Annotated in this window: 17 protein-coding genes; 9 read left to right on the plus strand and 8 right to left on the minus strand. The window is 64.4% G+C overall.

The window, feature by feature from the left end; genetic code table 11:
- Positions 1–114: 114 nt before the first annotated feature.
- The 4 genes from AC1MCD_RS13440 to AC1MCD_RS13455 are packed head-to-tail and all read left to right on the plus strand — an operon-like array spanning position 115 to position 3,382.
- Positions 115–870, plus strand: a complete 756-nt coding sequence (locus AC1MCD_RS13440; RefSeq protein ID WP_498672687.1) for an amino acid ABC transporter ATP-binding protein — start codon at positions 115–117, stop codon at positions 868–870.
- Positions 871–926: 56 nt separating this feature from the next.
- On the plus strand, positions 927–1,826 hold the full coding sequence (locus tag AC1MCD_RS13445; protein WP_498672688.1) for a glutamate ABC transporter substrate-binding protein: 900 nt from the start codon (positions 927–929) through the stop codon (positions 1,824–1,826).
- Positions 1,827–1,886: 60 nt separating this feature from the next.
- Positions 1,887–2,534 carry an amino acid ABC transporter permease gene (locus AC1MCD_RS13450; protein ID WP_498672689.1) on the plus strand — a complete coding sequence of 216 codons (648 nt, stop codon included), beginning with the start codon at positions 1,887–1,889 and terminating at the stop codon, positions 2,532–2,534.
- Positions 2,531–3,382, plus strand: a complete 852-nt coding sequence (locus AC1MCD_RS13455; RefSeq protein WP_498672690.1) for an amino acid ABC transporter permease — start codon at positions 2,531–2,533, stop codon at positions 3,380–3,382. The genes AC1MCD_RS13450 and AC1MCD_RS13455 overlap by 4 nt, the downstream gene beginning before the upstream one ends.
- A gap of 65 nt (positions 3,383–3,447) precedes the next feature.
- Here the strand turns inward: AC1MCD_RS13455 and dapE are convergent, their stop codons facing one another.
- A complete protein-coding gene (gene dapE / locus AC1MCD_RS13460; RefSeq protein WP_498672691.1) occupies positions 3,448–4,584 on the minus strand; it encodes a succinyl-diaminopimelate desuccinylase in 1,137 nt (378 codons plus the stop codon).
- Between the two features lie 50 nt (positions 4,585–4,634).
- Between dapE and dapD the strand changes: the two genes are divergently transcribed.
- Both dapD and AC1MCD_RS13470 read left to right on the plus strand, forming a co-directional pair.
- Positions 4,635–5,669: a 2,3,4,5-tetrahydropyridine-2,6-dicarboxylate N-succinyltransferase gene (gene dapD / locus AC1MCD_RS13465; RefSeq protein WP_498672692.1), complete on the plus strand. Its 1,035-nt coding sequence runs from the start codon at positions 4,635–4,637 to the stop codon at positions 5,667–5,669.
- A 4-nt stretch (positions 5,670–5,673) separates the two neighbouring features.
- Entirely contained in the window at positions 5,674–6,531 is an 858-nt protein-coding gene (locus AC1MCD_RS13470; RefSeq protein ID WP_498672693.1) for a transglycosylase SLT domain-containing protein, read from the plus strand.
- On the opposite strand, the gene AC1MCD_RS13475 is transcribed toward AC1MCD_RS13470, so the two are convergent.
- The 5 genes from AC1MCD_RS13475 to AC1MCD_RS13495 all read right to left on the minus strand — a co-directional run bounded on the left by AC1MCD_RS13475 (position 6,518) and on the right by AC1MCD_RS13495 (position 10,317).
- Entirely contained in the window at positions 6,518–6,952 is a 435-nt protein-coding gene (locus tag AC1MCD_RS13475) for an arsenate-mycothiol transferase ArsC (RefSeq protein ID WP_498672694.1), read from the minus strand. The two genes, AC1MCD_RS13470 and AC1MCD_RS13475, sit on opposite strands and share 14 nt — an antisense overlap.
- Positions 6,949–7,608 carry an arsenate reductase ArsC gene (locus AC1MCD_RS13480; protein WP_498672695.1) on the minus strand — a complete coding sequence of 220 codons (660 nt, stop codon included), beginning with the start codon at positions 7,606–7,608 and terminating at the stop codon, positions 6,949–6,951. Before AC1MCD_RS13480 ends, AC1MCD_RS13475 begins: the two co-directional genes overlap by 4 nt.
- A gap of 38 nt (positions 7,609–7,646) precedes the next feature.
- Positions 7,647–9,038, minus strand: a complete 1,392-nt coding sequence (locus AC1MCD_RS13485) for an FAD-dependent oxidoreductase (RefSeq protein WP_498672696.1) — start codon at positions 9,036–9,038, stop codon at positions 7,647–7,649.
- Between the two features lie 98 nt (positions 9,039–9,136).
- Entirely contained in the window at positions 9,137–9,550 is a 414-nt protein-coding gene (locus AC1MCD_RS13490) for an arsenate reductase ArsC (protein WP_498672697.1), read from the minus strand.
- Between the two features lie 92 nt (positions 9,551–9,642).
- Positions 9,643–10,317 carry an arsenate reductase/protein-tyrosine-phosphatase family protein gene (locus tag AC1MCD_RS13495; protein WP_498672698.1) on the minus strand — a complete coding sequence of 225 codons (675 nt, stop codon included), beginning with the start codon at positions 10,315–10,317 and terminating at the stop codon, positions 9,643–9,645.
- A gap of 45 nt (positions 10,318–10,362) precedes the next feature.
- Between AC1MCD_RS13495 and AC1MCD_RS13500 the strand changes: the two genes are divergently transcribed.
- Both AC1MCD_RS13500 and AC1MCD_RS13505 read left to right on the plus strand, forming a co-directional pair.
- Positions 10,363–11,103 carry an aquaporin gene (locus AC1MCD_RS13500; protein ID WP_498672699.1) on the plus strand — a complete coding sequence of 247 codons (741 nt, stop codon included), beginning with the start codon at positions 10,363–10,365 and terminating at the stop codon, positions 11,101–11,103.
- Positions 11,104–11,192: 89 nt separating this feature from the next.
- Entirely contained in the window at positions 11,193–11,543 is a 351-nt protein-coding gene (locus AC1MCD_RS13505) for an ArsR/SmtB family transcription factor (RefSeq protein ID WP_498672700.1), read from the plus strand.
- A gap of 97 nt (positions 11,544–11,640) precedes the next feature.
- Here the strand turns inward: AC1MCD_RS13505 and AC1MCD_RS13510 are convergent, their stop codons facing one another.
- Positions 11,641–12,252 carry a hypothetical protein gene (locus tag AC1MCD_RS13510; protein ID WP_498672701.1) on the minus strand — a complete coding sequence of 204 codons (612 nt, stop codon included), beginning with the start codon at positions 12,250–12,252 and terminating at the stop codon, positions 11,641–11,643.
- A 91-nt stretch (positions 12,253–12,343) separates the two neighbouring features.
- Positions 12,344–12,955, minus strand: a complete 612-nt coding sequence (locus AC1MCD_RS13515; protein WP_498672702.1) for a TetR/AcrR family transcriptional regulator — start codon at positions 12,953–12,955, stop codon at positions 12,344–12,346.
- A 64-nt stretch (positions 12,956–13,019) separates the two neighbouring features.
- Between AC1MCD_RS13515 and galE the strand changes: the two genes are divergently transcribed.
- Positions 13,020–14,033 (plus strand): UDP-glucose 4-epimerase GalE, encoded by a 1,014-nt coding sequence (gene galE / locus AC1MCD_RS13520; protein ID WP_498672703.1) that lies wholly within the window; start codon positions 13,020–13,022, stop codon positions 14,031–14,033.
- Positions 14,034–14,121 lie beyond the last annotated feature (88 nt).

Genomic DNA, 14,121 nt, shown 5'->3' on the forward strand with positions numbered 1-14,121 from the left:
CTAGGCTAATGCCCCGGTGCCGCTCGCCAGTGGCAGGTATCTCTTGAATCACGATTCCGCGGGAACATGGCGTGATTCCCGTCATAAGCAGTTTTTGTTCGCTAGATTCTTCTTATGACTACTCATGTGCCCGGCGACGCGCTCGTCTCCCTGAATGGTGTGAATAAGCATTATGGTCAGCTGCACGTTCTGAAGGACATCAATCTTCAGGTCAAGAAGGGCGAAGTGGTTGTTGTCATCGGGCCCTCAGGCTCGGGCAAGTCCACGCTGTGCCGCGCCATCAACCGCCTGGAAACCATTGAAGGCGGCACCATCAGCATTGATGGCAAGGTGCTGCCGGAGGAAGGCAAGGAGCTCGCCCGGTTGCGCGCCGACGTCGGCATGGTGTTTCAGTCTTTTAACCTGTTTGCCCACAAGACAATCCTCGAGAACGTCACTCTCGGCCTGACCAAAGTCAGGGGCACGCCGAAGGCGCAGGCGGATAAAGAAGCCATGGCCCTGCTGGAACGTGTCGGTGTGGGCGCGCAGGCCCCCAAGCTGCCAGCACAGCTCTCCGGCGGGCAGCAGCAGCGTGTGGCCATTGCCCGCGCGCTGGCCATGAAGCCTAAGGTCATGCTCTTCGACGAGCCCACCTCCGCCCTTGACCCCGAGATGATCAATGAAGTCTTGGACGTCATGGTTCAGCTGGCCAAGGAAGGCATGACCATGGTTGTGGTCACGCACGAAATGGGCTTCGCGCGGAAAGCAGCAGACCGCGTGGTCTTCATGGCGGACGGCCAAATCGTGGAGGACGCAAAGCCCGAGGAGTTCTTCACCAATCCCCAAAGCAACCGGGCAAAGGACTTCCTGTCCAAGCTCCTCACCCACTGACAGCTTCACACCCCGCACCCGGCCGCCCAGCGGCGGCCACCAATGAAAGGTACCTGATGAAGACATTCTCACTACGGAAGAAGCCGATGCTGCTGGCAGCATCGGCGGCTTTGGCGCTGAGTCTCAGCGCCTGTGGCGGAACCGGCGGCGGCACTTCAACTTCCGGCACGGACGAAGCCCCTTACAAGGTCGCCGAAAATGTGTCAGTGTCCGGCAGCCCAACGTTTGACGCGATTAAGGCCGGCGGCAAGGTACGCATCGGCGTCAAGCAGGACCAGCCCGGCCTGGGCTTCAAGGACGCGGCCACGGGCGAATACTCCGGGTTCGACATCGAAATCGCTCAGTGGATCGCCGCCTCACTAGGCCTCAGCAAGGACAAGATCGAGTTCAAGCCGATTCCCTCGGCCAACCGCGAGTCTGCCATCACCAACGGAGACATCGACTACTACGTCGGCACCTACTCCATTACGGACAAGCGCAAGCAGCTGATCGACTTCGCCGGGCCATACTTCGTGACAGGGCAGGGTCTCCTGGTCAAGAAGGACAACTCAACGATCAAGAATGAGAAGGATCTCTCGGGCAAGAACGTCTGCTCTGCGACGGGGTCCACCCCGATCCAGAACATCAAAGCGAACTTCCCCGACACCAAGACCACTGAGTTTGACACTTACTCACAGTGCGTCGAAGCCCTGAAGAGCGGCCAGGTTGACGCCGTCACTACTGATCAGGCCATCTTGATCGGCTACGCCGCCCAGGAGCCTGACAGCCTGAAGGTCGTGGGCGAACCGTTCACCACTGAAAAGTACGGCGTGGGACTGAAGAAGGGCGACACCGCCCTGCGCCAGTTCATCAATAAGACGCTCACCGACGGCGGTTCGGTATGGCAGAAGATCTACGACAAGACCCTCGGCCAGTCGGGCACCAAAGTCCAGCAGCCCGCAGTAGATAACTACTAAACCAACGTTGTGGGGCGGCCATGGTGCCGCCCCACAGCACCTGCTGAAAGCGACGATTCCGTGAATACGCTGCTGAATAATTCCGATCTCTTCCTCACAGGGTTTCGGAATACGCTCATACTGTTTTTCTTCTCGGCAATCTTTGCCCTGATTCTCGGCACCATCGTGGCGAGCCTTCGCGTATCGCCCGTTCCAGCCATGCGGGCAGTGGCGACGGCTTACGTCAACACTGTGCGTAACACCCCGCTGACGCTGGTCCTCTTCTTCTTTGCCCTGGGCTACCCGAAGCTCGGACTTGTGCCAATCGACTTCACGACGGCGGCCATCATCGGCTTGAGCCTCTACACAGCCACCTATGTGGCGGAAGCCGTCCGGTCCGGGATCAATACTGTTCCGGTAGGACAGGCCGAGGCGGCCCGCGCCATAGGACTTCCTTTCACCCAGACCCTGACCCTGGTGATCCTGCCGCAGGCTTTCCGGGCAGTGATCCCGCCGATGTTCAGTGTCTTCATCGCACTGCTCAAGAACACCACGGTCGCCGCAGGTTTTTCCGTTTTTGAGGCCGGCGCAATCAGGGCGAATCTTTCCGAACGCGGAGAGCCCGCGCTCACCGGGCTCCTGTGGGTTGCCTTGGTCTTTATCATCCTCGTATTCATGCTTTCGGCGCTTCAGCGAAAACTTGAACAGAAGTGGAAGGTCACCCGATGAGCTCCGTTCTCTTCGACGCCCCCGGCCCGAAAGCCCGCACACGCTACCGGCTACTCGGTGTCCTCACGGCACTGGTGATCCTCCTGATAATCGGCTTCGTCATCCTGCGCTTCGCTGAAAGCGGTCAATTCGACGCCAAAAAATGGCAGCTGTTTACCTTTCCATTGGTGCAGCAGACAATTGCGCAATCCGTGGGTGCTACTCTTTCGGCGTTCGCCACCGCGGCTGTCCTGAGCCTTGTCCTGGGAATCCTGCTGGCTTTCGGTCGGCTGTCGGACCGCAAATGGATCAGCCTGCCGTGCTACGGATTTACCGAACTGTTCCGTGCGGTGCCGCTGCTGATCCTGATGATGATCTTCTATTACGGCCTGCCTACGGTCGGCGTCCAAGGGATCACGCCGTTCATTGCAGTAGTGGCCGGTCTGGTGCTCTACAACGGGTCCGTCCTGGCGGAGGTATTCCGTGCCGGCATCGAATCGCTGCCGCGCGGCCAAAGCGAGGCCGGTTATGCGATCGGCCTGCCGAAGAGTGCGGTCATGACCAGCATCCTGCTCCCCCAGGCCGTCCGGGCCATGCTGCCGGTCATCATCTCCCAGCTTGTGGTCATCCTTAAGGACACCGCTTTGGGCTTCATCGTTACTTACAACGAGATCCTGTTCCAGGCCAAGTTCTTCGGCAGCCAGATCCAATACGGTTCACCGATCATCCCGGCCGCAATTGTCGCTGCCGTACTGTACGTCGGCATGTGCCTGATACTGGCGGCGCTGGCCAAATGGCTCGAGAGTCGTCTCTCGCGCAAACCCGGCGCTGCCGTCATCCCGGCGGCGGCTGTCCCGGCGGAAGTCTAGGCGCTGGAGCACTGACACCAAGGGCGCGGATCCTGAGGATCCGCGCCCTTTGCTTGCCCCAATGCTTAGTTTGAGAGCCAGCTCCGCAGTGCCCGGAGGCATTCGCGGATGGCGTCGGCTTCGACGTGTTCCTCATCCTTGTGTGCCAGCAGCGGATCGCCGGGGCCGAAGTTCACCGCCGGGATCCCCAGTTCACTGAAACGCGCGACGTCGGTCCAACCGTATTTCGGTTTGGGCTCGGCTCCGACCGCAGCCACAAAGGACGCGGCAGCAGGGTGGTTCAGGCCCGGTCGGGCGCCGGCGGCAGCGTCTGTGCGCACCACGTCGAAGCCCGCCAGCAGTTCGCGGACTACGGCCTCAGCCTGGTCAGGGGACTTGTCCGGCGCGAAGCGGTAGTTGATTTCCACCACGCACCGGTCCGGAATGACGTTTCCCGCGGTGCCGCCGTTGATTTTCACGGCGTTGAGGCTTTCGCGGTAGTCGAGGCCGTCCACGTTGATGGTCTGCGGTTCGTAGGCGGCCAGCCTGGCGAGGATCGGCGCTGCGGCGTGGATGGCGTTGCTGCCCATCCAGGCCCGGGCGGAATGTGCCGCCTCCCCCACTGTGGTGGCTTCGAAGCGGCTGGTGCCGTTGCAGCCACCTTCCACCGTGCCGTGCGTCGGTTCGAGAAGGATGGCGAAGTCGCCGTCCAGGAGGTCACCGTGGTTGCGGACCAGACGGCCCAGGCCGCTCTTCACCGCTTCCACTTCCTCGTGGTCGTAGAACACAAAGGTGACGTCCCGCTTCGGGGACGCCCCGCCGTCGAACATTGTGGCCGCCAGCGCCAGCTGCACCGCAACTCCGCCCTTCATGTCGGTGGCTCCGCGCCCGTAAAGTACGCCCTCCCCCGGAACGCCGGATTCCCACGTCGACGGAACCGTGCCGCGGGCGCCTTCGGTGGCGGGCAACGGCACCGTGTCCAGGTGCCCGGCAAGAATGACGCGTTCCGGCCGTCCCAGTTCGGTGCGGGCAATGATCGAGTCACCGTCGCGGACCACGCGAAGCTGCGGAATGGCGCGTAGAGCGACGTCGACGGCGTCAGCCAGGTGCGTCTCGTTCCCCGACACACTGTTGATGTCCATCAGGGCGGCGGTCAGGACCGCGACGTCCTGGCGGAGGTCCAAAGGTACGGTGGTCGGTTCAGGAGCGGTCTCGGCAGTCACGTTGCCAGTCTAGTTCGAACCGCATGCCCGCCTCTCGCTAGACTGGGAGCATGACTGAGACCGCTACCTCCGCCGCGCCCAAAGACCAGAACGCAACCTCCGACGACCGCTCCGCGTACGGCTTCGGGTTGGCCACCATCACCTCCGCCACCGGCGCTGGCGAGGGCACTGTGCTGGACGTGTGGTTCCCGGCCCCGGCCCTGGGCATCGCGGCCGGCAGCCTGCGTGCCGTGGAGAACGCGGACGCCACCCTGGTCCAACTCGCCGAGGACGGCACCGACGCGGACCGCGGCACCGAACAGAAGGTGGTCTTCGTCCAAATCAACCTCGATGAAGCACCGGCCGACACCGCCGACGCCTACCTTCGCCTGCACCTGCTCTCCCACCGCCTGGTGCAGCCCAACACCATCAACCTGGACGGCATCTTCGGCAAGCTCCCGAACGTTGTCTGGACCAACTTCGGCCCCGCTGCGGTGGAAGGCTTCGAACTGACCCGCGCCAAGCTTCGCCGCCGCGGCGCCGTCACCGTCTACGGAATCGACAAGTTCCCCCGCATGGTGGACTACGTCGTGCCCTCCGGTGTGCGGATCGCCGACGCCGACCGCGTCCGCCTGGGTGCCCACCTCGCTGAAGGCACCACCGTGATGCACGAAGGCTTCGTAAACTTCAACGCCGGCACGCTGGGCGCTTCGATGGTGGAAGGCCGCATCTCGGCCGGCGTCGTCACGGGCGACGGCAGCGACGTCGGCGGCGGCGCCTCCATCATGGGCACCCTTTCCGGGGGTGGCAAGGAACGGATCGTCATCGGTGACCGTGTCCTGCTGGGTGCCAACTCCGGCGTCGGCATCAGCGTTGGCGATGACTCCGTGGTGGAAGCCGGCCTCTACGTGACCGCCGGTACGCGCGTGCGTGTTCCCGGACCCAAGGATGACGTGGGCGAGGACACCACCAGGATCGTCAAGGCGGCAGAGCTTTCCGGCGTCCCTAATCTGCTCTTCCGGCGCAACTCCACCACGGGCGCCGTCGAAGCCCTGCCGCGCAAGGGGCAGACGGTCGAACTGAACGACGCCCTCCACGCCAACTAACTCGGTGGTAGCAAGGGGACGTGGCTTCCGGCGCGCCACAGTGCTCCTGCTCGCCCTTGCACTCCTGGCCGGCGGCATCTATACCGTGGTTGCCTTCGTGCAGCGTTCCGAAACACTGGTTACGGAGCGCTGCACGGCCGACATCGAAGCACAGTCAGCGGAACTCGCAATCGACCAGACGGCGAACGCCTCGTTGATTACCGCCGTGGCCGTTCAGCGCGGACTTCCGCCACGCGCAGCCAGCATCGCCCTGGCAACTGCGATGCAGGAATCGAAGTTGCGCAACATTGACCATGGCGACCTGGCCGGCCCTGACTCCCGCGGGCTCTTCCAGCAGCGCCCGTCGCAGGGGTGGGGAACCCAGGAGCAGATCATGGATCCGTACTATGCCGCCAACGCCTTCTACGACGCCTTGGTTAAGATACCCGGCTACGAGTCCCTGGAGATCACCGACGCCGCCCAACGCGTCCAGCGCTCGGCCTTTCCCACTGCCTATGCCCAGCACGAGGTGATGGGCCGGTCCTTCGCGTCTGCTTTGTCCGGCCAGACGCCCGAAGCGATTCAGTGCACACTGCGCGCACCGCAGGAGGCGGGCCAGCCGGAAACAGTGGACTCGGAGCTGGCCCGGGCCTATGGAGCGCTGGGGACAGCGGTCGAGGGTGAGTCGCTGGTTGTTGAAGCCAGCAGCAGCGAGGCGTGGTCCGTGGCGCAGTGGGCCGTGGCCAACGCCAAGGGCCTGGCCGTGACACAGGTGGATGTTGCCGGCCACAGCTGGCTCCGCAAGGACCAGGCCGGCTGGGAGGTATCCGATGCGCCGGACGGTCAGGTCAGGATCACCGTGGCGCCGGCTAGTTCCCGGTGAGCTCCTCGTAAAGCTTCCGGACCCGGCCGTTGATGTCGTCCCGGAGCAGACGCATGCGTTCCATGCCTTCGATGCCCCGCTCTGACGGTTCGTCCGTTTCCCACACCTCGAAGCGGGTGCCTTCAGGCGGGTTGAGCTTTGCTTCGGTGCCAAGGATGATCACGGCGTCCACCGCGTCCAGGACCTCGTCGGTGACTGGTTTGGGGAGCTCGCCGGTGATGTCGATCCCCAGTTCGGTCAGGGACTCCACGGCCTGTGGGTTGAGGGACTTGCCCGGCTTGGTGCCGGCGGAATAGACAGTGACGGCCCCGCCGGCGAGCTGCTTCATCAGTCCGGCAGCGAGCTGGCTTTTTCCGCCGTTCTTGCTGCAGACGAACAGCACGGCAGGGGTCCTCTGCAGGACGGTTGGTTCCAGGGTCATGGGAGCTTTGTTTCCTTTGTGAGTGAGTCGACCAGGATTTTGACCCGGTCGTGGATCTGGTCGCGGATCTCCCGGACCGCTTCGAGCGGCTGATCGGCCGGGTCAGGCAGTTCCCAGTCTTCGTAGCGTTTGCCGGGATAGATAGGGCAGGAGTCGCCGCATCCCATGGTGATCACCACGTCCGAGGCGCGCACCACGTCGTCGGTGAGCGGCTTGGGGTAATTCCGGGAAAGGTCCAGCCCCAGCTCGGACATCACTTCCACAACAGCGGGGTCCAGCTCTGTCGACGGAAGGGAGCCCGCGGACCGGACATGAATCCTGCCTTGGGCCTCGACGGTGAGCAGCGCGGCGGCCATCTGGGACCGTCCGGCGTTCTGCACGCATACGAACAAGACCTCAGGAACCTCGGCGGCGACCGCTCCCTTGGACTTTGCCAGTGCGTTCAGCCTGTCGTTGGCGAAGTGCTCCGTGGTGGCCGGCAGGTAGGCCGTGACCTTCGCGGTCCGGGCCAGTGCCGCATAGGACTCAAAGACGTAGCGTTCGACGGTTTCGGCGGCAAAGATCCCGGCGAATTTGTCCGCGAGGCGCGCGCTGATGCGGTGCAGGAGTTCGGTGTTGTCCTGCAGCCCGAGTCTGGTTTCACGGTGTTCGGTCATGACGGCGCTCCAATGGTGGGCTTACTAACCGACGATACTCAGTTGCTGCCGGACCGGCCATGGGACAGGCCTGTGGGGAAGCCGACCAGCACCGGTTCCGGGGCTGAGCAACAGCCGGAATCCGCGGGGGCGGAAACTTCTGCTGTCGAGGCTGTCGAGGCCGGGACGTCGCAACTGGTACCGCCGTCGGAGGAGCAGACCCCCGTTTCCGGGAGTTCCAGGTGGACGGTGTCAGCTGCCGCCTGGTCGCCGGCGAGGGCTGCGGCGACGGACCGGACCTGCTCGTAGCCAGTGGCCAGCAGGAACGTCGGGGCCCGGCCGTAGGACTTCATGCCCACGATGTAGAAGTCCTTCTCCGGATGGGCCAGCAGCTTCGCGCCGTGCGGCTGGACGGTGCCGCAGGAATGAAATTCGGGGTCGATCAGCGGGCCCAGCCCGGTGGGTGCTTCGACGGCTGGGTCCAGGTTCAGGCGCAACTCACGCAGGATGTCCAGGTCCGGGCGGAAGCCGGTGCAGGGGATGATGACGTCAGCGTCCAAGGTGCGGCCGTCGACCGCTTCGACGCTCACGTGCGAGTCCAAAGTCTTCAGTGCGGAGATGCCGAACCCGGTATGCGACTCGATCCTTCCCGCCTCAACGAGCCGGCGGAGCCGGGAGCCGAGCTGGCCGCGGGCGGGCAGGCCGTCAGCATCACCACCGCCGTAGACCTTCTCTGCAGAAGGCCCGCGCACGGCCCACAGGATCCGGGTGTCCGGTTCTTCCTTGGCCAGGTCGGCGAGGTTGATCAGGGTGTTGGCGGCCGAGTGTCCGGCGCCGACGACCAGGACACGACGGCCGGCGAACGACGCACGGTCACGGCCAGTGACGTCGGGCAACGGCGTGGAGATCCGGTCAGCAGCGGTGTTCTCGCCGATGGCGGGCAGGCCGGAGGTTCCGAGCGGGTTGCGGGTTGACCAGGTGCCGGATGCATCGATGACGGCGGCGACCGTGTGGTCGCGGACTTCCCCGCCGGCGTGCTCGACCCGGACGACGAAGGGAGTGGCGTCGCGGTTGCGGGTGTAGGTTTTATCCCTCCCGGCCCGGGTGACCGCGGTAACCCGGGCGCCCGTCTGCAGCCGCGAGCTGATGGCCGGGAGGGCTGCCAGCGGGGCGAGGTAGTTGTCGATGAGTTCCCCACCGTAGGGAAGGGACGTGGGTCGGGGCGAAACCCAGCCGGTGGCTTCGAGCAGGCGGACGGCGGCGGCGTCGAGGTTGAACCGCCACGGTGAGAACAGCCGGATGTGGCGCCATTGTTCAATGGCAGCACCCGCAGCCGTCCCTGCCTCGAAGATCACGGGCTCGAGGCCGCGCTCCAGGAGGTGGGCCGCGGCGGCGAGACCGATCGGTCCGGCGCCGATGACGGCGACGGGAAGGGTCTTCACTGAATCCATGCTGTCCTCTGTTTCATCCGTTGGTGAAGGCGTGGGGTGGCTAGCAGCAGTCCAGATCGTCGTCGCAGCAGCCGTCGCCGCAGGCATCCGGTGTGCAGTCAGCTCACGAGGGACTCGATGAGTCCTTCGATGCGGGCCTTGATCTCGTCGCGGATGGGGCGGACAGCGTCAACGCCCTGGCCGGCCGGATCTTCAAGAACCCAGTCCTCGTAGCGCTTGCCGGGGAAGTACGGGCATTCATCGCCGCAGCCCATGGTGATCACCACATCCGATTCCTTCACGGCTTCGGTGGTCAGGATCTTGGGGATCTCAGCAGACATGTCAATGCCGAGCTCTGCCATGGCCTCGACGGCGGCAGGGTTCACCTTATCGGCGGGCTGGGACCCGGCGGAACGGACCTCGATATTGCCCTTGGCCAGGGTGGTGAGGAAGGCTGCTGCCATCTGGGAACGTCCGGCGTTGTGGACGCAGACGAACAGAACGGAGGGCTTCTTGGCGGTCTCGGTGCTCACGTGATTTCTCCTGGTAGGTACATCGATGTTTGTCGATGCATGAAGTATCGAACGGTAGATCGATGTTTGTCAATATTGGTGGATGGGGGGATTTAGGCAGCATGCAGGCGCGGTGCGAGGTCACTGACGCGGCGGGCGATGTCGGCGTAGGTGCTTTCGAAGGCAGCATCAGTGTTCAGCCGGAGCGGGTCGGGAACGGACCAGTGAATCCCGCCCACGTTGGGGATTTCTTCGTGGGCGTTATCGCACACGGTCACCACGAAATCCTCAACACGGGCCACGTCATCGAGGCTGCGCGGGGGAAGGTCGGCGAGAGCGACACCATGGCGGCTTGCAACGCTGATGGCACCCGGGGCGATACGGTCCGCCGGATGCGTTCCCGCCGACGTTGCAGGAATTTCACTTGCCTGCTGCCAGAGGGCAGTGGCCAGTTGCGACCTGGCGCTGTTGCGTGTGCAAACGAAGAGGACGCGGCGGGCCGCATGCTCACGGCCGGGCACCAGCCCTTCCAGCGCGCCTGCGGCGAGCCGGATGTAGCTGCGGCGCTTGTCCGCTTCCGAGCGGTGACGTGTCGCGAGGCCCGCGCCTTCCAGCGTGCGCAGATGATGGGACAGCAGGTTTGACGCCATTCCCAGCTCGGCCTGCAGCTCCGTGGGGGAAAGGTCTCCCAGGGTCAGCAGGTCCACGATGCGCAGCCGCGCGGGATCGGCGAGGGCCGCATGCTTCTCCACCCGCGCACGAAAGACGTCAACTGGGTCAGTATTCATTGATTCAATTTTGACTGAGCTAATTCTTTCCGTCAAGCTGTTTGCATGACTTCTCAACAACCCGCGCTGTGGCGCCGCGCGGTCGCCGAACTGCTTGGCACCAGCCTCCTGGTGATGATCGTCGTCGGCTCCGGGATCGCCGCCCAGCAACTCTCCCCCGGTGACGTGGGCCTGCAGTTGCTCCAGAACAGCACCGCCACTGTCCTGGGCTTGACCGTGCTGATCCTCGTGTTGGGGCCCGTCAGTGGCGCGCACCTCAATCCTGCAGTATCCCTTGTGGACTGGATCCTCGGCCGGCGCAGCGGAACAGGGCTGACCCTGCCGGAGCTTGGCATCTATGTCATTGCCCAGACCGTCGGTGGGATCAGCGGCAGTATCATCGCGAACGCCATGTTCGCGGTGGGCACCTCCATCTCGGTCAAGGAGCGGGCCACCACCGGGCACCTCCTCGGCGAGGTCGTCGCCACCGCAGGGCTCGTCCTGCTGATCTTCGCCCTGGCCGCCACCAAGCGGGGCGCCCTCGCGGCGCCCGCCGTGGGCGCCTACATCGGCGCCGCGTACTGGTTCACATCCTCGACGTCGTTCGCGAACCCCGCGGTGACAGTTGGCCGAATCTTCAGTGACACCTTCGCCGGCATCGCCCCGGCATCCGTTCCCGGCTTCGTGATTGCGCAACTGCTAGGTGCAGCCGCCGGGCTGGGGCTGCTTCTGGCGCTCTTCCCGTCCGCGGCGCGAGCCGCGGACGACGTGGTGGTGCCGCACACGTCCACCTCAAGCAGCTCCTAGCCCTCGCCCGCTCCTCAGCTACAACTTTCAAGTCCGCGCGGCCGCCGTTCATACATTGATGACGATCAATATTGCGGCATAATGGGTACATGAACCTGCTCCCCGTACTCGAGCCCGCGACGGATGGCCTGAGCTGCGCCCCGGCAGGAGCGCCTGTCCTGGGCGCTGAGGAAGCGAAACAAAAAGCCCTGGTCTTCAAAGCACTGGCTGATCCGAACCGGCTTCGCCTGCTCTCCATCGTCAAGGCCGAGGCTGCCGGTGAGTCCTGCGTGTGCGACTTGACCGGGCCGCTGGACCTGGGCCAGCCCACCGTCTCCCATCACCTGAAGATCCTGGTGGAGGCCGGGCTGCTGCACCGCGAAAAGCGTGGCACGTGGGCCTACTACTCACTGGTTCCCGGCGCCTTGGAAGCGACGGCCGGACTCCTGGCTACCCTCTAAGGTCGCCGTCCAGCCGAGCCCTTTCAGCCGAGCCGTTTCCGGCGAGCGTCGTTTCCGCCGAACCGTGTCGGGCCACCCTCCCTGTTCACTGACGCCCTCAGGCGAGGATTTCCACGACCGGCTGGACGTAGCTGCGGAAGAGTTCCGGCTGTGACATGAGGTTGTGGCTCATAATGATCTTGTCCGGCTCCAAGTACCAGGCGCGCTGTTCGTTCAGCGGCAATTCGATGATGGTCAGCGTGAAGTCCCGCGCCTCCCGGCCCACCTCCATCAGCCGGTCATCCACCATGTCGCCCAGGAGCTGGTCGGATCCGCTGGCTACCCGTTCCGCCTCCAACCGGGCATATTCGCTGCGGCGTTCCCGCACCCACGTGAGGGCTGCCCCGAAATGCGCCTGCAGGACACGCTGGAGCGCAGGGGAGTTGCCGAAGGCCTCAAAGTCCGGTGGCGAGAGTTCCGGCGCGGTCTGCGGATGGGCCTTGAGCAGCTGCTCCCACCAGGCCTCCCACTCGGTTTTAAGCGCGCTCACACCGCCAACATCGGCGGTGAGATGTCGATGGTCGGCATGGCGGACTTTCGGCGCGGCGTGTGAGACTGCCGGATGGCCCGCGCCGTCCAGGCCTGCCGCATCACGGACAAACAGCGCGATCATCAGGGGTCCGGACGTATCCGTCGTGATCTGCCAACCGGAACCACCTGTTTGATGCATCCCAATTCCTCCTCTGACCTGCCGTTACCGACTTCCGGCCGCTCCGCTCCCCCGGCTCCCAGTCTATTCCCGATGCCAGCGGACGGTAATGTCAGCCGGCCAAGCTCCTCACGTGCCGGTCCAGGACGTCATGGCACATCTGCGCAGTCATCCAGACGGGCTGGAGGAGGGCATGCATACAGAGCCCGTCGAGGGTCGCCAGCAGCCTCTCCGCCTCGACTGTCAGCGAGTGGTGCCCGCCGCCGTCGTCACGGACCAGCGCAGTGATCACCTGCCCGACGACGGCGGCCACCTCCCGGTGGCTGCGGTCGCCTTCCGCCGCGAGGTGGGGACGGATCCTGGCGGCGTTCTTGAAGGCCATCCAGACGCAGGCGTCCACTGCCCGCTCCTCGTCTAAGGGCAGGAATTCACCCAGCAGGGTTAATACGGCTTCATGATGCGCGTCCGATCCCGGCTCACTGGCTGCGATGGCCGGCAGGGCTGCCGTGAGCCTTGCCAGGATCCGGTCCACGACGGTGGCGAACGAAAACCGGAGCAGTTCATCGCTGCCGGCGAAGTAGTGCCGAACGGAACCCACGGCCAGGCCCGCTTCGTCGGCCACCTCGCGCAAGGACGCCCGCTCCAGGCCGTCCACGGCGATGATCCTGAAGACCGCTTCGACAATTTCCGCGCGCCGGGCTTCGGCATCAACAATTTTGGGCACCCCTATTATTTAGCACACCCGTGCTGAAATCCGTCCATCGGCAGAATTGGGATAGCGTGGGGGCATGAAAATTCTGGTCACAGGTGGCACCGGGTACATCGGCTCGCACACTGTTTTGTCATTGCAGGAAGCCGGCCACGATGTGGTGGTGATCGATAACCTGGTGAACTCCAGCGAGGAATCGCTGCGGCGTGTGGCTGAGCTCAGCGGCAAGGCCGCAGACTTCCACAACGTTGACCTTGTGGACGAGGCAGCGGTGGACCGTGTCTTCGCGGGCAACGGGATCGAGGCCGTCATCCACTTCGCCGGCCTGAAGGCCGTAGGCGAGTCCGTCCGCGAACCGCTCAAGTACTACTACAACAACCTCGTTGGCACCCTGAACCTAATCCGGGTCATGGACCGCCATGACGTCCGCTCCATCGTCTTCAGCTCCTCGGCCACCGTCTATGGCGAGCACAATCCCATTCCCTACGTGGAGAAGATGGAGATCGGCGCCAACAACCCTTACGGCCGAACCAAGGAGCAGATCGAGGACATCCTGGCGGACCTCGGTGCCGCGGACAGCCGCTGGCACATCGCCCTGCTGCGCTACTTCAACCCGGTGGGCGCCCACCCGTCCGGCCGCATCGGCGAGGATCCCCAGGGCATCCCCAACAACCTGGTGCCGTTCATCGCCCAGGTGGCTGTGGGCCGTCGCGAGAAACTGATGGTCTTCGGCGGCGACTACGACACCCCTGACGGCACGTGCCTTCGGGATTACATCCATGTGGTGGACCTCGCCGAAGGCCACGTTGCCGCCCTGAACCACGTGGCGGCCCGCGAAGGCGTGTTCCGCTGGAACCTTGGCTCCGGCAAGGGCTCCTCCGTACTGGAGGTCCTGCGGTCCTTCGAGAAGGCCGTGGGCCAGCCCATTCCCTACGAGATCACCGAACGCCGCGCAGGTGACCTCCCCGCGTTCTGGGCGGATGCCACCTCCGCCCTGGCCGACCTCAGCTGGTCCACCACCAAGACCGTGGACGAGATGTGCGAGGACCACTGGCGCTGGCAGAAGAACAACCCGCAGGGCTACTCGGACTAGCCTCCCACCGGATGAAGAACGACGGCGGCCGGTCACCTTCCTGGAGAAGGTGACCGGCCGCCGTCGTACTTGAAACCGGGGGTGGGGA

The sequence above is a fragment of the Arthrobacter sp. BF1 genome, assembly GCF_056680215.1.